Raw genomic sequence first — 16,060 nt, 5'->3', positions numbered from 1 at the left:
AGATCGCGATCCCGTGGAGCACATGAATTCTCTGATGCAGCCGATCGGCCACCCCCTCCCCGGCTGGACGCCGCGGCCGCTGCCGCCGCGCGAGATCCTGCTCGGGCGCACGTGCCGACTCGAGCCGATCGATCCCGAGAGGCAGGCGGCGGACCTCCATGCGGCCAACCTCATGGACGCGGAGGGGCGAGGCTGGACCTACCTGCCCTATGGCCCCTTCGCGACCCTCTCGGATTACCGCGCCTGGATGGACGCCACGTGCCTGGGCGATGATCCGCTGTTCCATGCGATCATCGACGCGACGACAGGACGGGCGATCGGCGTCGCGGCCTACCTGCGGATCGACCCCAAGAACGGCGTCATCGAGGTCGGACACCTCAGGTACTCACCGCTCCTTCAGAGGACGCCTGCGGCGACGGAGGCCATGTACCTCATGATGCGGCGGGCGTTCGACGAGCTCGGCTACCGGCGCTACGAGTGGAAGTGCGACGCGCTCAACGCGGGCTCGCGGGCGGCGGCGGCGAGGCTCGGGTTCCGCTTCGAGGGCGTGTTCCGGCAGGCCGCGGTGGTCAAGGGGCGCACCCGCGACACCGCGTGGCACGCGATCATCGACAAGGAGTGGCCGGCGGCGAAGGCGGCGTTCGAGCGCTGGCTCGATCCATCGAACTTCGACGGCGCGGGCCGCCAGCGGCAGAGCCTGTCCACGTTGATGGGCGTGGAGGAGCGGCGGTAAGCGGGGGTTACCGGGCGAGGGCGAGACGGCGCCGCGTCGCCCGGTGGTGGGGTCCTTTGGCCGAAGGTGTGTTCTTTTGACCGCCAAGGCGCCATAAGACGCCAAGAAAACAATAATAATCTTGGCGTCTTATGGCGTCTTGGCGGTTCCATCATTCCGGCAGGATGGCGGGAGTTCCCCCGAAGTTCAAGGAGCTGCTCGTATGCGCCTTCGAACGACGCAAGGCTTTCGAGAACTCCCCGAAGGTCAAGCGCGCCCGCGGATCCGTTCCCAGAGCACCTTGGCGCCGCCCGCGACAGCCACCAGGCCGGCGACGACGAGCTTCTTGCTGGCGAGCAGCAGGGCGAACAGCCCCTTGAACAGCCCCGCCTTGGCCGCCACCTTGCCCGCGACCAGGGCGCCGATGCCGTACACGGCCACCTGGTCGATCTTCTCGTCGAAGTCCTCGTAGCGGTTGCCGGGCTTGAACTCGACGAACTTCAGCACGCTCTGCATCTCGCCCCGCACGGTCGCGAGCTGCTTCATGCCGGAGACGGCGTTCAGCTCGAGCACGCCTTTGCGCCCGAGCACGCGGATCGAATAGTTGAGCGTGTGGTGCTCGTTGCCCACGAACTCGAGCTCCTTGGCCCAGTACAGCTTCTTCGTCGCCGGATCGTAGTGAGGCGGCTCGGCCCAGCCGATCAGGCGCACGGCGGGGAAGCCCGCCTTCTGGCGCTCCAGGTTCCCCTCGCCGGTGTCCTTCTGCATCTCGGCCAGGAGCTCGCCGAAATCGATGTCCTTCGCGTCATCGTCGTCGACGTGGCCCTCCTCCACGTAGCTGATCACGACCCCCCACGAGTCGTCCGCGATCGGGCTCAGGCCGGCCGGGAACAGCATGCCGAGCGCTTCGGACCCCGGAGGATTGCCCCAGGCCTCGAGCACCTTCCTGGTGCCTTCGGGGCCCGTGAAGCGGAACGCCTCCGGCACGTCGAGCTCGGCCAGGTTGTCGCCGACCGTGACCTTCCCGCTCTGGAGCTTCAGCTCGGCATCGAACTTCTGCATCGCCGCGGCGATCTCCTCCGCCGTCGGCTCCCGCGCCGCGTCGCCGGATGGCTCCGCCGCAGCCGGCTGCGCGGCCCCCGCGGGCACGGCGCTCGCCGCTCCGGCCGCGGCCCCGGCGGGCGCGGCAGGGCTCGGGTCCCCGGCCGCGGCGAGCGCGCTCGCGCCGAGCACCAGGGCCACCGAAGCGATCGAAGCGAGTCGACGATTGGACATTTTCCCCACTCCTGACGGAACACCCTGCCGCCTTCGAGAAGATTCGGGGCATTCAACCAGAGTGCTCCATGGCGCACAAGCGCAGCGGGGCGCTCCCGCAGGCTGTGGAGAAGGCAGCTCCTTCAATGCATGGATAAGTCGTTGATGCAGTGTCATTTTTCCAGGAGGGGGGCGTGGCGCGTCAGAAACGTGCTTTCGCCGCGAGTGCAAACCATCCGATTCCCTTCGCCAAGCACCGCTATGGACATGCGGCGCCATGATCCGGCTGGGTGCACAAACACCTTCCGGCCAGATTCATCCAGTCGACCTGCGCGTGACTGCCCGGAGCAATCCGCCACCGCGAAGGCGACGGCCTCCCCCAGGCGGGCGCACACGGGATGGCTCAGCTCTCCCCGGCGAGCTCGACCCCTCCCCGACCGCCGCGCCGGCGCCCTTCCCGCCCGCAACGCACGCCGCCTGGCCGTCGGCGCCCCTGCGCCCTACCTTGATCGCCATGAAGAAGCTCCGTATCGATGTCTGGTCCGACATCGCGTGCCCCTGGTGCTACGTCGGCAAGCGCCGGCTCGAGGCCGCGCTCGCCAGGTTCCCGCGCCGGGATGCCGTCGAGGTCGTCTGGCGCGCGTTCGAGCTCGACCCCTCGGCGAAGCGCGTCCTCGACACCGATGTGTCCTACGCCGGGCGCCTCGCGAGGAAGTACGGCGTGCCCGTCGCCAAGGCGGAGGCCATGATCCAGCAGATGACCGAGGTGGGCGCGGCGGACGGCCTCGATCTCCGCTTCGACAAGGTCCGGCCCGGCAACACCTTCGACGCGCACCGCGTGCTCCACCTCGCGGCCGAGCGCGGCGTGCAGGACGCCGTGAAGGAGCGGCTCCTCCGCGGCTACATGACCGAGGGCGAGGCGATCGGCGAGCCGGAGGTGCTCGCGCGCCTCGCCGGCGAGGCGGGGCTCGACCCGGACGAGGTCCGCGCGGCGCTCGCGAGCGACGCCCACGCGCGCGAGGTGCGGGCCGACGAGGCCGAGGCGCGCGAGATCGGCATCACGGGCGTCCCCTTCTTCGCGTTCGGCGGGCGGTACGGCGTCTCCGGCGCGCAGCCGGCCGAGGCCCTCCTCGGCGTGCTCCAGAAGGCGTGGGACGAGGCGGCCGACGCGCCCGAGCAGGCGTTCGCCGAGGGGGCGGCCTGCGGCCCGGACGGGTGCGCATGAGCCGCCGGGCGTGATAGAGCTGCGCGGCCGATGTCGATCCAATGGTATCCAGGCCACATGACCAAGGCTCGGCGCACGATCGCCGAGTCGATGCCGTCGCAGGACGTCGTCATCGAGGTGCTCGACGCCCGGATGCCGCTGGCCAGCGAGAACCCCGTCCTGGCCGAGCTGCGCGGCCAGAAGCCGTGCATCAAGGTCCTGAACAAGAGCGATCTGGCGGACCCGGCCGTCACCACGGCGTGGCTCCGCTACTTCGAGGCGGAGCGCGCCGCGCCTCCTGACGAGGCGGAGCGCGGCGCCTCGCCGGGGGGCCAGGTGCTCGCGATCGCGATCTCCGCGAGCCAGTCGTCCGAGGCGCGGCGCCGGATCCCGGAGCTCTGCAAGCGCCTCGCGCCCCCCAAGAACGGCCCGGGCAAGGTGGTGCGGGCCATGATCGTGGGGATCCCCAACGTCGGCAAATCGACGCTCATCAACGCGCTCATGGAGCGCAAGGTGGCCAAGGTCGGCGACGAGCCCGCGGTCACGAAGAGCCAGCAGCTCGTCACGCTGAAGACCGGCATGGCCATCTCCGACAACCCGGGGATCCTCTGGCCCAAGATCGACGACGAGTCGGCCTCGTTCCGCCTGGGCGTGGGCGGGGCGATCCCCGATACGGCCATCGACTACCAGAGCGTCGCCCTGTTCGCGGCGGGGTACTTCCTGCGGCGCTACCCCGAGCTCCTCGTCGCCCGCTACAAGCTGAAGGAGCTGCCGGAGACGGCCGCCGCGCTGATCGAGGAGATCGGCCGCCGCCGCGGCTGCCTGCGCAGCGGCGGGTCGGTCGACCTGCACAAGGCGTCGGACATCCTCGTCCACGACTTCCGCGCCGGTCGGCTCGGGCGCATCAGCCTGGAAGAGCCGCCGGGGCTGGAGTCGCCGTCGGGGATCGAAGAGAGCGCGTGAGCCGCGGCGCAGCGTCGCCGGCCAGGCTGGCCGATCGACGTGGGCGCCCAGGATCTTCGACCCGAAGGCCGCCGACGCCCGCTACGATGCCCACGCGACGGCTGCCGTGCGGCGCCGCCAGTGACGTTCGCCACGCTCCCCGCTCCCACGCTCCCACCCCATTCACCCGACGAGGACCTCACTCCATGGCCGGAAGCAGCCTGCTCGCCCTGATCGACGACATCGCCACCGTGCTGGACGACGTTGCCGTGCTGACGAAGGTGGCCGCCAAGAAGACCGCCGGCGTGCTGGGCGACGATCTGGCGCTGAACGCGCAGCAGGTGACGGGCGTCAACGCCGATCGCGAGCTGCCGGTCGTGCTGGCCGTGGCGAAGGGCTCGCTGCTCAACAAGGCCATCCTTGTGCCGGCGGCGCTGGCGATCAGCGCCTTCGCGCCCTGGGCCGTCACGCCCCTGCTGATGGTCGGCGGCGCCTTCCTCTGTTACGAGGGCTTCGAGAAGGTCGCCCACAAGGTGCTGCACAGCAAGCACGAGGACGAGGCGCACCGCGCCGAGCGCGTGCAGGCGCTCTCCGATCCGAAGATCGACCTCGTGGAGTTCGAGAGCGACAAGATCAAGGGCGCGGTGCGCACCGACTTCATCCTGTCGGCCGAGATCATCGCGATCACGCTCGGCACCGTGGCGGCGTCGCCGTTCAGCACGCAGGTCGCCGTGCTGAGCGGCATCGCCGTGCTGATGACGGTGGGCGTCTACGGCCTGGTCGCCGGCATCGTGAAGCTCGACGACGCCGGCCTCTACCTGAGCCGCCAGGACGGCGCTCTGCAGCAGTCGCTGGGCAGCGGCATCCTGAAGGCGGCGCCGTGGCTGATGAAGGGCCTGTCGGTCGCCGGCACGGCGGCGATGTTCCTGGTCGGCGGCGGCATCCTGACGCACGGCGTGCCGTGGCTGCACCACCACATCGAGGACATGACCCAGGGCGCCGGCGCCGTGCTCGGCGCGGTGGTGCCGTCGCTCGCCAACATGGTCGTCGGCGTCGCGGCCGGCGCGATCGTGCTGGGCGTCGTGACCGCGGTGAAGCAGGCGATGACGCGCGAGAAGGACGATCACTGACCCTGCAGCGCGGGCTCCCGCCGCCTGGAGCGCGGGCTCGCGCCGCGCAGGTCAGCCCTGTCCGGACCGCACAAGGGCCGCGAGCAGCCGATCGAGCGCCGCGGCCGGATCGGCGCCGAGGCCCGCGTGGACACGCGAGGGCTGGACGACCGTGCTCGCCGGGGACACCACCCAGCCGAAGCGCTCGGCCTGCGGGAGCTCGGCGACGTACCCGCACGCCCGATCGCCGGCGCAGACGCGGCGGATGAAGTCGAGGTGGCCGCGGACCGCCTCCAGGTCGAGATCGGGCCAGAGGGCGAGCAGGCGCCGCTCGTCGGGCTCGAAGCGCGCGTCGAGGAAGCCCCGGGCGCGGCAGAAGAGGACCACCCCGACGTTGACGCGCTCGCCGCGCTCCACGCGCGGGACCACGCGCAGCACGGCGTAATCGAACGGGTCGGCGGCGGCGGGCGCGGCGGGCGCGCCCAAAGGGCTACCGCCGGGCACGGGCGGCATCGAGCGCCTCCTCGACGAAGCCCCGCGGCGGCGCGAGGCGGTGGGTCAGGTAGGCGGCGTACGCCGCGCGGCGCGCCGCGACAGGCGCGGCGTCGGGCTGCGGCGCCTCGGCCGCGTCGGGCGAGAACGCGGACCGCCGCTCGCCAGAGGACCGGGCGCGGGGGTCCTGATCGGCCAGCCACGCGTCCGGGATCGCGTCGACGATCCCCGCGATGCGCTCGGGGGTGAGCCGGGCGCTCAGCGCGGCGTCGGCCGCGGCGAGATCGCCCGCGAACGGGAGCAGGACATGGCTCTTGATGAGCGGGAAGCGGTCGTGGGCGTCGGCGCGCGGGTCGGTCGCGTCGGTCCAGGCGTGGTGGACATAGAGCGCCGCGCCGTGGTCGATCAGCCAGAGGCGGCGGTGCCACAGGAGCAGGTTGGGGTTCTTGGGCGTCCGGTCCACGTTGCTCGTGAAGGCGTCGAACCAGACGACGGCGGCCGCAAGCCCCGGGTCGATCGCCGGGCCGGCGAGCGGCTGGAAGGCGAGCGACCCGGGCAGGTAGTCGAGGGCGAGGTTCAGGCCGGCGCTCGCCGAGAGCAGGTCGGACAGCTCCGGATCCGGCTCGGCCCGCCCGAAGGCCGGGTCGAGCTCCATGAAGACGATCTCCGGCACCGGCAGCCCCAGCGCGCGCCCGATCTCCCCCGCGACGAGCTCCGCGATGAGCGCCTTCGGCCCCTGGCCGGCGCCGCGGAGCTTCAGGACATAGAGCCCGTCGTCATCGGCCTCGACGAGGGCCGGCAGCGACCCGCCCTCGCGGAGCGGGGTGACGTAGCGGGTCGTGTGGACGGTTCGGATCATGCCGGGCAGCAGCGTAGCGGGTAGCGGGGGAATTCCCCCACCCTGCCGGAAGGATGGAACCGCAAAGGCGCCATGAGACGCCATGATTTTTGTGTTTTGCTTGGCGTCTTTGGCGCGCTTGGCGGTTCAAGAGACCCCGCCTTCGGCCAGAGCCCTCACCCCCGCCATCACGTGAGACGGGGGAGCCGGATCGAGCTGGAGCGCACCGGGAAGCGCGCCCTCGATGATCGATGAGGCGGCCCGGGCGCTCGCTCCGCGCAGCAGCGCGAGAGCGAGCGCCGCAGGCCCTCGTCGATCACTCGCCGAGGGGATCCAGCCTCGAGCCCAGCACGGGCTGGTAGTCGCCGAGCAGGAAGCCCTGCAGGCCGTCCGTGAACTCGAACGGACCGATCACATGAACCACCTCGCTGCTCGCGCCGCCAGCGCCGCCCTCGCCGGTGGCGCCCGCCGAACCGCCCTCGCCGGTGGCGCCCGCCGAACCGCCCTCGCCGCTCGTGCCGCCAGCGCCGCCCTCACCGGTGGCGCCCGCCGAGCCGCCTTCGCCGGTGGCGCCCGCCGAACCGCCCTCGCCGCTCATGCCGCCCGAGCCGCCCTCGCCGCCGGCACCACCCGCGCCGCCGGCGCCGCCGGCGCCGCCCGAACCGCTCGTGCTAGCCGACCTCGTGACGGTGATGGAGTCGATATAGACGATGGTCGGGTTGGCCCAGGGCCCCTCGGCACCTGCGTCGACCTTGACGCCGATGCGCTTCACCTGGGTCTTGTTGAACGTCGTGGACGCCGCAGCGGCGGTATCGACGTCGATGGTGAGCTCGGTCCACTCTTTCAGATCGTTGAAGCTCGTCCACGCCCAGGGGACGCCCGCCCAGCTCTGCGCACCGCCGTTCTGCACGAACGTCTGCAGACCGCCGCCGGTGGCCGATTGAGCCTTTACACGGAACGTGACGGTAGCGCCGGTCAGGTCGACCAGCTGAGAGAAGTCGAACTGGAACAGCGTCCCCGTGGAAGCCGTGGTGAGCGGCACAGCCAGCCGGGCGCAACCCGAGCAGCTCTCGTCCGGACCGGGACCGATGTCGGGGGCGCCGCCGCCCGCGCCGCCGTCGCCGCCACCCGCACCGCCGTCGCTGCCGCCCGCGCCGCCGTCGCTGCCGCCCGCGCCGCCTTCACCGCCGCCCGCGCCGCCTTCGCCGCCGCCCGTGCTCGCCGAGCTGCTGCTGGAGCTCGACGTCGTGCTGGAAGCGGTCCCACCGCCCGCACCGCCCGCACCGCCGCTGCCGGTGGTCTCGTCATCACCGCAACCCGTCATGGCGAATGCGCCCACCAACATCCCGCACATTGCCAAAGAAAGAACTGATCTCATCCTGACCCTCTCCTGATGTGCACCACGAGGCCACGCAGCCCGGGCCTCCGTTCGCCATGGCGGTTGCCACCGCCCACGAGCTCCTCCGAGCCAGCCGCGTGGCGCAAGTTACCCTGGGCAGAAATTTTTCTCAACAGCCCGAACGTGTGAGCCCGACAACCAGCTCGGCCCCATCGAGGCGCAGCTGTCGAGTCCGCCGGACGAAAGCGCCGCGGCGGGCTCGACAGCCACGCCGCGGCGAAATCGTGCGACACGCCCTCGCCGGGGCGGCCCCTCAGGCCGCGCCCCGGCGCTTCACGTCGTACCGGAGGAGCGACACGCCGCTCGCGTACGACGTCGCGCCGAGGAGCGCCAGCTCGACCTTCGTGGAGCTGTCGCCGAAGAGCGGGATCCCGTGCCCGAAGACGATGGGATTCACCTTGAGGACGAGCCGATCGATGAGGTCGTGCTCGAGGAGGAAGCCGGCGAAGGCGCCGCCCCCGCAGAGATAGATATCGGCCCCGTCGCCCTCTTTCAGCCGCTTCAGGGCCGCGATCTCGTCATGGCCCACGACCTCCACCTCGGCGCCCTCGCCGAAGCGGAGGGTCTTCGAGAAGATGTAGTGCGCCATGTGCGGGTAGGCTCGCTTCCCCGGGACGAGCCCGAGGGGATAGCCCCACTCGTACGTCCTTCGCCCCATCACGACGGTGTCGTAGCCCTTCAGGCGCTCGACGTAATCGATGGCGTGCTCTCCTTGCATCACCAAGCCATCCACCGAGCCGTCCTCGTGCGAGATGAAGCCGTCGACCGTCACCGCGACGTCATAGACGATCTTTCTCATTCGAATCCTCCCTGAGACGCTGCCCTGAGCTCGCCGTGGGTCGGTCCATCGAGAGCGCCGGGCCTCGGCGCGTCGAGGCCATTCTCATCGCGACGCTCGCGCCAGCGCAACCAGTCGACACAGAAACGACCCCAGGCGAGGTCCGACATGCTGCCCGTGGTCCGTTCGTCTTCGGGCGAGCAAGAAGGCAGAGGTGCGCCAGAGCGCCGCCGCGTCCGCGTCACAGGCGAGTGAGGCTCACCGGCACGGGAAGCCGTCGAAGTGGCCGCAGATGGACAGGTCGGTGCGGCCAGCGCCCACGGATAGATCCCACGCGATCGCCGAAGGCGCACCGACGTACGGCTCGACCGTGAGCGTGCCGGTGATGGGATCGGGCTGCAAGCCCCTGCCGGCCTGCGCCACCCCGTGCGGCGTCTCGACACCGAGCGTGAACGTTCCCGGTTGCCCGTCCCACCTCACGATCCCGAACACGAGCACATCGTCCTCGATGCTCGCCGGGGCCAGACAGCCGGAGCCGTCCGGCCAGATCTCCACGAAGAGCGTCGGGTTGGCGAGCTCGTCGCCGCAATCGATGTGGCTGTAGGTCCGATCCGGCGACACCGTCCAGACGGCTGATGACGACGAGCTGCTGGTGTCGCTGCTTCCGGCGCCTGGTGCTGACGTTCCTCCGCCGCCGCCGCCATCGCTCGCGCCATGGCCGTCTTCGGGAACGATGACGGTGCTGTCGCACGCGCTCGCGAAGAGGAGCGCACCCAGGAGGACCACCCACACCATGCGGGCTATAGCATGATCCGCCGACATCCCACAAGCAGCGCCAGGATCGCCGGCTTGCTCGCCTCGGTGAGCCGTGACGTGGGCCGGATGCCCGCTCCCTCGGCTGGAGTTGTCACGAGATCAGGCTGTTCGATGTTCTGGCGCGCCTTGCGCGTTTCGCTGCGCGAGGTGCAGCGCGCTCCCCGGCTGGCCCGGGATCACTCGGCGATGTGGGTCAGCAACGAGCCGGCCACCGGCATGTAGTTGCCGACCACCATCGGCTCCGCACCGGTCGTGAACTCGAACGGACCCACCACGTGGATCACCTCTCCACCGGAGCCGCCGCCTTCGCCGCCCGCGCCGCCGACACCGGCCGAGCCGCCTTCGCCGCCCGCGCCGCCGACACCGGTCGTGGCGCCTTCGCCACCAGCGCCGCCCACGCCGCTCGTTCCACCAGCGCCGCCCACGCCGCTCTCACCGCCGGCGCCGACGTCACCGCTCGTTCCACCGGCGCCGCCCACGCCGCTCTCGCCGCCAGCGCCACCATCGCCGCTCCACCCGCCGGCGCCGCCCGCACCGCCGGCGCCGCCCTCCCCCTCGCCGCGCTCGCTGCTCGGGCCTCCGGCGCGCCGCGCGGCGCTCGAGCTGCCGGGTTTCGTTACGGTGATGGAGTCGACGTAGATGACGGTCGGGTTGGTCCAGGGCCCGGTGCCGCCCGCCGTGATCTGGAGTCCGATCAACTTCACCCGCGTGCGGTTGAAGTTGGGACGAGCCGGGGCCAAGGCGTCGACATCCACCGTGATCTCATGCCAGTCTGCCAGCCCGGCGATCGGATTCCACGAATAGCCGATGTTCGCATAGAACAGGTCCGCCCCGTTTTGCACGAACGGTTGCACGCCGCCGTTGGTGCCGGCGTGGGATCTCACGCGGAACGTGACCGTGCTCCCCGTCAGATCGACCGGCGAGGCGAACTCGATGAAGAACTGCGTCGCCGTATTCGCGGTCGTGAACGGAACGGACAGCCGCGCGCAACCGGAGCAATGCTCCTCCGGGACCGAGCTGCCGCCGCCTTCACCCGAGCTGCCGCCGCCTTCACCCGAGCTACCGCCGCCGACACCTGGGCTGCTGCCGCCATCGCCCGAACCGCCGCCGCCGTCGCTCGAGCCGCTGCCGCCCGAACCGCCGCCGCCATCCGCGTTCGAGCCGCCATCACCCGAGCCGCCACCGCCGTCAGAGCCCGAGCTGGTCGAGTTCGACGACGTGCTGGAGTTGGATGAGCTCCCGCCGCCCGTCCCGCCAGCGCCGCCGCTGCCAGTGGACTCGTCGTCACCGCAACCCGTCAGGGCGAACGCGCCGACCAGCAACCCGTACGCAGCAAAAGAAAGTACCGATCTCATTCGGACCCCTCCTGGATAGACCCCCGCGAGGCCGCGCGGCAAATGTCGCCGTTCGCCACCGCGGCTCCTACAGCACTGGAGCTCTTCCGAGCCAGCCCCGTACATCGCGACGTTATCCTGGACAGAAGACTTTCTCAACAGCCCGGACGGGAGAATCCGTCACCGGGCCTCGACGCGTTTGTCGTTCATCGACGCTGGCGACGCTGCAAGCGTGGCAGCCACATGAGACCACCTACGGAGTCGAGCCCGAGCGCGGCGCAGCGGCCACATACGACCACCTACGGAGTCGAGCAAAGCGGGGCGCGGCAGCCACATGAGACCACCTGCGGAGTCGAGCCCGAGCACAGCGCGGCATCCCGAGAGCGCAAATCAGCGCTCTCTCATGCCAATCGCTTCATCAGCGATCGTCGTCGCCGCGACGACGCCACCGACAGCGCACCTCGTTCATTCGAGGCACCTCCGGACGCGGCAGCGCGCTCGGCGCGTCGAGCGTGCCGAGCCCCTCGCCGTCGCGCCCGGAATCGTCGTCAGATCAGCGCAGATTGATGCTTCAACACATCTCGTGGACCTCCCTGACGGGGAACAGCGGACGCCACGGGATAGCCAGGGTCACTTGGCGACGTGGGTCACCGTCGAGCCTTCCACGGGCTGGTAATCGTTGACCACCATCGGCTCCTCGCTCGTCGTGAACTCGTACGGACCCATCACATGAATCACATCGACGCTGGAGCCGCCGCCTTCGCCGCCTCCGCCGCCTTCGCCGCCTTCGCCGCCTCCGCCGCCTCCGCCGCTCGAGCTGCTGCTGCTCGAACTGCTGCTGCTGCTCGAACTGCTGCTGCTGCTCGCGCTGCTGCTGCTGCTGCTGCTGCTGCTGCTGCTGCTGCTGCTCGCGCTGCTGCTGCTGCTCGCGCTGCTGCTGCTGCTCACGCTGCTGCTGCTCACGCTGCCGCCGCCTTCGCCGCCCGCGCCCCCGGCGCCGCTCATACCCCCCGCGCCGCCATCGCCGCTGGTGCCGCCCGCGCCTCCGGCGCCGCCCATACCCCCGGCGCCGCCATCGCCCCAGGCGCCGCCATCGCCCCCGGCGCCGCCATCGCCGCGCTCCCCTCTACGGCCAAAGAAGAAGCGCTGGCTGCTCGGAGCCCCTTCGCCTGTGCCGGGTCTCGTGACCGTGACGTAGTCGACATCGACAACGGTCGGATTGGCCCAGGGCCCCGTGTTGCCCGCCGTGACCTGAACCCCGATCATCTCCACCACGGTGCTTTTGAAGCTTCCATTTGTCGGAGCCAGCGCATCGACATCGATCTTGATTTCCTTCCACTGTCCCAGCTCGGCAAGCGGGTTCCACGAGTAGCCGATGTTCGCATAGCCGAGCTCACCCCCGTTCTGCACGAACGGCTGCAGACCGCCGCTCGTGCCGGCACGGGTCCTCACGCGGAACGTGACGGTCGCGCCGGTCAGGTCGACCTTGTCGTGGAAGAAGATCATGAACTGCGTGGCCTGCCCCGCCCTCGTGAGCGGCACGGAGAGCCGCGCGCAGCCAGGGCAGCCATCGCCCGGATCAACCACGCCTCCACCCACACCGCTGCCGGTGGCACCACTACCTGCGCCGCCATCACCGGCAGTCGATGCGCTGCTCGAGCTGCTGGCCGCGCCCGTCCAGACCGTCGACGTGCTCGGGGGGAAGGGGAAGCCCCCGCCCGTGCCGTCCTGGATCGCGGGGTTGTCCGTGCAACCCATCACGGCGAACGCGCCAACCAGCAACCCACACCCCGCCGTAGAACGAACTGTTCTCATCCTAGCCCCTCCTAGATCCATCCCGCGAGGCCCCGCGGCTGATGCCGCCGTTCGCCTTCAGCGGCTCCGACCGCTCCCGAGCTCCTCCGAGCCAAACCGCACGAGGCGAGACTATCCTGGACAGAGCAACTTCTCAACAACACGGACGTGTGGATCCGTCGTTACAGTTTAGTGCATTACGCGATCACCGATCGCCGGCTCCAATGCGCGCGGAGAAGCCACATCATGCCACCTGCGAAGTCGCGTCCGCAGCGCGGGCGCCCCTCGGCGCAGCGGCTGAGCGCCCTTGGCTGCTCGGCCATGGTGCGATGTCGAGGCGACGGCGGCGCGCGATGCGCGCGGTGCCCGCAGCGCGGCGCCATCGGCCGTCGGGGCGCCGGGCTCAGCGCCCGCCCGACGACGGGGCGGCGGTGGGGTGGAGTAGCATCATGGCAATGGCGACCACATAAAACGAGAGGCCGACCAGGAGGAACGCGATGGCGACACGGTAGATCGTGGTCTTGCGATCGCGGTAGGCGAGCGAGGCCAAGAGCCAGCCGCGCAGATCGTCGCCCGGTTGCTGGGTGAGCCAGCGAATGTGCTGCACCCCCCAGACGATCAGGGTCGCGGAGAGCAGGACGATCGCCACGCCGGCGATGATCAGCCCCTGCGCGTGGGGGCTGGTGCCGGCGATGAGGCGGCCCGAGAAGCCGGTCGTGGTGATGACGATACCGCAGAGGCCGATGAGCACCTGGGCCCGGTTGTGGAGGACCGCGAACTGCCGCTCCAGGATCCCGTGGAGGGCATCCCAGGACCCGGCGCCCACGAGCTCGACGAGCCGGTCCACCTCTTCCTCCCTCGCGATCTTCTTCATGACAGGCGCCCTAGCACTCCGGCGCCCGCGCCTCATCACGTCCCGCCGCGCGCGCGACGAACAGGCCGAACGCCGCGCTCGTCAGCGCGACGAGGAGCGCGCCCGAGGCCCACAGCACCGGACGGTGCCCATAGCGATCGACGCCCATCCCGACGACGGGTCCGAGCAGCACGAAGGCGAGGCGGAAGAGGAAGCTGCGGAGCGAGACGCAGCTCGCGCGATCGCCGTCGGGCGCGAGGCGCTGCTCCTCGTGGTGGAGCAGCGGCATGTGCAGCCCGCGCATGAGCGTGAGCAGGAAATAGAACGCGACTCCGAGCACGTGGCGCGAGAGCGCGAGGCCGAGGTACCCGGCCACCACCAGGACGACGCACGCGAGCAGCGTCCCCGTCATGCCGAGGCGGCGGCCGGCGCGCTCGCTCAGCATCGAGCCGAGCGCGGTGGTGAAGCTCGCGACGGCCCACATGGGGCCTATCCACGCGACCGGGGCGCCGGCCTCGGTCGCGTACAGCGCCATGAGCCAGGTCGGCAGGTACGACGCGAGCGCGAGCACGACGCCGAGCAGCAGCACCGCGCGGAAGTCGGCGCGCTCGAGCAGCGCGTCGCGCACGATCGCGCGCATGCGGCCCAGGTGGTCCTCGACCTTCGGCTCGGCGCGGCGGGTCTCGCCGAACCGGAGGGCGATCCCCGCCGCGAGCGCCCAGGCCGCGGCCTCCATCGCGAACGGCAGGCGGGACCAGCGCGCGTAAAGGAAGCCCGCGGCGAGCGCGGCGCTCCCCGAGGCGATCTGCGCGATCGAGCGCATGCGGCCGTACCAGCGGGCGAACTCGTGCTCTTTGCCCTGCTCGCGCAGCGAGTCGAAGAGGAGCGCGGAGTCCGCCCCCGAGACAAGGGAGAACCCGACGCCGAGCACGAGCTCGGCGAGCAGCACCGACCAGAGCCCGCGCGCGAGCACATAGAGGACCCAGCCGGCCAGGATGCAAAAGGAGGCGATCACGAGCGCGCGGCGGTGGCCCAGGCGATCGGCGACGTAGCCGGACGGGAACTCGAAGAGCGCGATGCTCAGGCTGAACGCGCCCTGCACGGCCATCATCGTGGCCACGCTCATGCCGATGTCCTGCGTCCAGAACAGCGGGAAGATGGCCGACGGGAACATCAGCGATTGAACGCCGTGGTAGACGCAGATGCGCCAGGGGTTCTGCCGGACGGACGACATGGCGTGGAGTCGTGGAGCTCGCGCTGCCGCGGGCGCGCCGGACGCCTAGAACTCGGTTCCGATCATGTACCTGAGTTGCCCCGTCTTCAGCGAGAACACGTAAAGCGCCGTCCAGCTGGCGAAGAAGACGTCGTTCGCCGAGATCGAGATCCCGGACGAGACCTGCGACTTCTTGTGAACCTGCACGTCCCACAGCCGCTTGCCCGTGGCCGCCTCGAAGCAGGCGAGGCGCGTGCCGTCTTTGTGATCCTTCATGTCATAAGGGACGACCAGGAACCCGCCTTCATAGGCCCCCGCCTCCACCCCCGTGGCCCGCGTGGTCAGCGGGTCGACGCCGGGCACCACCGTCTTCCAGAGGACCTTCTTCTTGTCCACCGCGGCCACCATGCCGACCTGGCTGCCCTTGCTGCGGCCGCCGAGCAGGAACCGCGGTCCGGGCCCGCTCGGGATGATCGCGCCGCTCACCGACATGCCCTCGACTTCATGCGACCCGGGCAGCCCGAACTCGTCGAACTCGTGCCAGCGGGCGAACCGATAGCCGGGCGCCTCTTCCTGGATCGAGCTCGGAACCGTCTTGCAGGCCGCGTCCTTCGCCAGCTCGCGCCGCTTCCCGGTCGCCGGCTCGAGCCCGTGCTTCGCGTCGTCGACCGTCTCGACGACGATCACGCCGTCGCCCTGGCACAGCCGCCTCGCCTTCTCGCCGAGCAACGCCGACCACGACGGCGTCCCGGTGCGCAGATCATGGGCCTGCACCTTGCCCAGCGCGTCGATCGAGATCATCCGATCGAAGACGATCGCGCGCCGTGCCTCGTGGTTGGCCGCGTCCTTGGTGAGCGCCGCCGTCTTCCAGATCGGCTTCCCGTCGCGCCCGTCGTAGGCCGCGATCCACTCCTCGCCGCCGGGAATGTTGCTCTTGCCGATCACGTCCGGCGCGCCGTCGCCGTTCACGTCGGCGAGCATGGGCCGATCGCTGAAGTACGTTTTCGGTACGACGCCGAGGAGCGGCGTCGACCCACCCCTGGACGGCCCCGACGCGTTCATCACGAAGGCGCCGGCGGCCGCGCCGACCACGACCATGGCCACGACGACCGACAGCACGATGACCCCCGCGGCGTTGCTGGACGGCGGGGCGACCCGGACGACGTGCATGCCTTGCGGGATCGGCGCGGTGGTCGGCTTCCTGCCGCGATCGACGAGCGACCGCGCGCCGCAGTACTGACAGGTGACTGCATCCATCCCCGCCTGAATCGGCAGCGGGGCGCCGCAGCGCGGGCACCTGGTATCGACGATCCGTGCCATCG

Annotated in this window: 15 protein-coding genes; 4 read left to right on the top strand and 11 right to left on the bottom strand. The window is 70.6% G+C overall.

Translation table 11 applies throughout. The annotated features are described in order from the left end of the window. The first annotated feature begins 22 nt into the window (after positions 1–22). Positions 23–733: a GNAT family N-acetyltransferase gene (locus WMF29_RS07250; protein ID WP_437328138.1), complete on the top strand. Its 711-nt coding sequence runs from the start codon at positions 23–25 to the stop codon at positions 731–733. Positions 734–979: 246 nt separating this feature from the next. Here the strand turns inward: WMF29_RS07250 and WMF29_RS07245 are convergent, their stop codons facing one another. Next, the gene (locus tag WMF29_RS07245) at positions 980–1,987 is read right to left on the bottom strand and encodes a DUF2167 domain-containing protein (protein WP_437328137.1); all 1,008 of its coding nucleotides are present in this window, start codon (positions 1,985–1,987) and stop codon (positions 980–982) included. Positions 1,988–2,480: 493 nt separating this feature from the next. Here WMF29_RS07245 and WMF29_RS07240 point away from each other — a divergent pair, with 493 nt between their 5' ends. The 3 genes from WMF29_RS07240 (at position 2,481) to WMF29_RS07230 (ending at position 5,242) form a co-directional block, all read left to right on the top strand. Further along, positions 2,481–3,191: a DsbA family oxidoreductase gene (locus WMF29_RS07240; RefSeq protein ID WP_437328136.1), complete on the top strand. Its 711-nt coding sequence runs from the start codon at positions 2,481–2,483 to the stop codon at positions 3,189–3,191. A 30-nt stretch (positions 3,192–3,221) separates the two neighbouring features. Next, complete coding sequence (gene ylqF / locus WMF29_RS07235; protein ID WP_437328135.1) at positions 3,222–4,133, top strand: ribosome biogenesis GTPase YlqF; 912 nt, start codon at positions 3,222–3,224, stop codon at positions 4,131–4,133. 185 nt (positions 4,134–4,318) lie between these two features. Continuing rightward, on the top strand, positions 4,319–5,242 hold the full coding sequence (locus tag WMF29_RS07230; protein ID WP_437328134.1) for a DUF808 domain-containing protein: 924 nt from the start codon (positions 4,319–4,321) through the stop codon (positions 5,240–5,242). Positions 5,243–5,293: 51 nt separating this feature from the next. Here WMF29_RS07230 and WMF29_RS07225 read toward each other — a convergent pair whose 3' ends face one another. The 10 genes from WMF29_RS07225 to WMF29_RS07180 form a co-directional block, all read right to left on the bottom strand. Next, complete coding sequence (locus WMF29_RS07225; protein WP_437328133.1) at positions 5,294–5,734, bottom strand: DUF3037 domain-containing protein; 441 nt, start codon at positions 5,732–5,734, stop codon at positions 5,294–5,296. Beyond that, the gene (locus tag WMF29_RS07220) at positions 5,712–6,572 is read right to left on the bottom strand and encodes a HipA family kinase (protein ID WP_437328132.1); all 861 of its coding nucleotides are present in this window, start codon (positions 6,570–6,572) and stop codon (positions 5,712–5,714) included. The genes WMF29_RS07225 and WMF29_RS07220 overlap by 23 nt, the downstream gene beginning before the upstream one ends. 295 nt (positions 6,573–6,867) lie before the next feature. Further along, a complete protein-coding gene (locus WMF29_RS07215) occupies positions 6,868–7,896 on the bottom strand; it encodes a hypothetical protein (RefSeq protein WP_437328131.1) in 1,029 nt (342 codons plus the stop codon). 307 nt (positions 7,897–8,203) lie between these two features. Next, entirely contained in the window at positions 8,204–8,749 is a 546-nt protein-coding gene (locus WMF29_RS07210) for a dihydrofolate reductase family protein (protein ID WP_437328130.1), read from the bottom strand. A 237-nt stretch (positions 8,750–8,986) separates the two neighbouring features. Then, positions 8,987–9,514, bottom strand: a complete 528-nt coding sequence (locus WMF29_RS07205) for a hypothetical protein (protein WP_437328129.1) — start codon at positions 9,512–9,514, stop codon at positions 8,987–8,989. Between the two features lie 206 nt (positions 9,515–9,720). Next, positions 9,721–10,899, bottom strand: coding sequence for a hypothetical protein (locus WMF29_RS07200; protein ID WP_437328128.1), 1,179 nt, complete (start codon positions 10,897–10,899; stop codon positions 9,721–9,723). Between the two features lie 609 nt (positions 10,900–11,508). After that, positions 11,509–12,693 (bottom strand): hypothetical protein, encoded by a 1,185-nt coding sequence (locus WMF29_RS07195; RefSeq protein WP_437328127.1) that lies wholly within the window; start codon positions 12,691–12,693, stop codon positions 11,509–11,511. A gap of 382 nt (positions 12,694–13,075) precedes the next feature. Next, positions 13,076–13,546: a hypothetical protein gene (locus WMF29_RS07190; RefSeq protein WP_272101033.1), complete on the bottom strand. Its 471-nt coding sequence runs from the start codon at positions 13,544–13,546 to the stop codon at positions 13,076–13,078. Positions 13,547–13,556: 10 nt separating this feature from the next. Beyond that, positions 13,557–14,759, bottom strand: a complete 1,203-nt coding sequence (locus WMF29_RS07185; RefSeq protein WP_437328126.1) for an MFS transporter — start codon at positions 14,757–14,759, stop codon at positions 13,557–13,559. A 45-nt stretch (positions 14,760–14,804) separates the two neighbouring features. Then, the gene (locus tag WMF29_RS07180; RefSeq protein WP_437328125.1) at positions 14,805–16,058 is read right to left on the bottom strand and encodes an outer membrane protein assembly factor BamB family protein; all 1,254 of its coding nucleotides are present in this window, start codon (positions 16,056–16,058) and stop codon (positions 14,805–14,807) included. Positions 16,059–16,060: the final 2 nt, after the last annotated feature.

The sequence above is a fragment of the Sorangium sp. So ce381 genome, from assembly GCF_051473845.1.
Taxonomy (GTDB): domain Bacteria; phylum Myxococcota_A; class Polyangia; order Polyangiales; family Polyangiaceae; genus Sorangium; species Sorangium atrum.
The sequence above is the reverse complement of the archived record's forward strand: the minus strand, read 5'-3'. Positions and strand labels throughout refer to the sequence as shown.

What these genes read in the sequence shown, in the direction of transcription:
- WMF29_RS07180 (WP_437328125.1), bottom strand. Translation starts at nt 16,058, where the DNA reads ATGGCACGGATCGTCGATACCAGGTGCCCGCGCTGCGGCGCCCCGCTG.
- WMF29_RS07240 (WP_437328136.1), top strand. Translation starts at nt 2,481, where the DNA reads ATGAAGAAGCTCCGTATCGATGTCTGGTCCGACATCGCGTGCCCCTGG.
- WMF29_RS07215 (WP_437328131.1), bottom strand. Translation starts at nt 7,896, where the DNA reads ATGTTGGTGGGCGCATTCGCCATGACGGGTTGCGGTGATGACGAGACC.
- WMF29_RS07225 (WP_437328133.1), bottom strand. Translation starts at nt 5,734, where the DNA reads ATGCCGCCCGTGCCCGGCGGTAGCCCTTTGGGCGCGCCCGCCGCGCCC.
- WMF29_RS07220 (WP_437328132.1), bottom strand. Translation starts at nt 6,572, where the DNA reads ATGATCCGAACCGTCCACACGACCCGCTACGTCACCCCGCTCCGCGAG.
- WMF29_RS07185 (WP_437328126.1), bottom strand. Translation starts at nt 14,759, where the DNA reads ATGTCGTCCGTCCGGCAGAACCCCTGGCGCATCTGCGTCTACCACGGC.
- WMF29_RS07190 (WP_272101033.1), bottom strand. Translation starts at nt 13,546, where the DNA reads ATGAAGAAGATCGCGAGGGAGGAAGAGGTGGACCGGCTCGTCGAGCTC.
- WMF29_RS07200 (WP_437328128.1), bottom strand. Translation starts at nt 10,899, where the DNA reads ATGAGATCGGTACTTTCTTTTGCTGCGTACGGGTTGCTGGTCGGCGCG.
- WMF29_RS07230 (WP_437328134.1), top strand. Translation starts at nt 4,319, where the DNA reads ATGGCCGGAAGCAGCCTGCTCGCCCTGATCGACGACATCGCCACCGTG.
- WMF29_RS07195 (WP_437328127.1), bottom strand. Translation starts at nt 12,693, where the DNA reads ATGAGAACAGTTCGTTCTACGGCGGGGTGTGGGTTGCTGGTTGGCGCG.
- WMF29_RS07245 (WP_437328137.1), bottom strand. Translation starts at nt 1,987, where the DNA reads ATGTCCAATCGTCGACTCGCTTCGATCGCTTCGGTGGCCCTGGTGCTC.
- WMF29_RS07210 (WP_437328130.1), bottom strand. Translation starts at nt 8,749, where the DNA reads ATGAGAAAGATCGTCTATGACGTCGCGGTGACGGTCGACGGCTTCATC.
- WMF29_RS07250 (WP_437328138.1), top strand. Translation starts at nt 23, where the DNA reads ATGAATTCTCTGATGCAGCCGATCGGCCACCCCCTCCCCGGCTGGACG.
- ylqF (WP_437328135.1), top strand. Translation starts at nt 3,222, where the DNA reads ATGTCGATCCAATGGTATCCAGGCCACATGACCAAGGCTCGGCGCACG.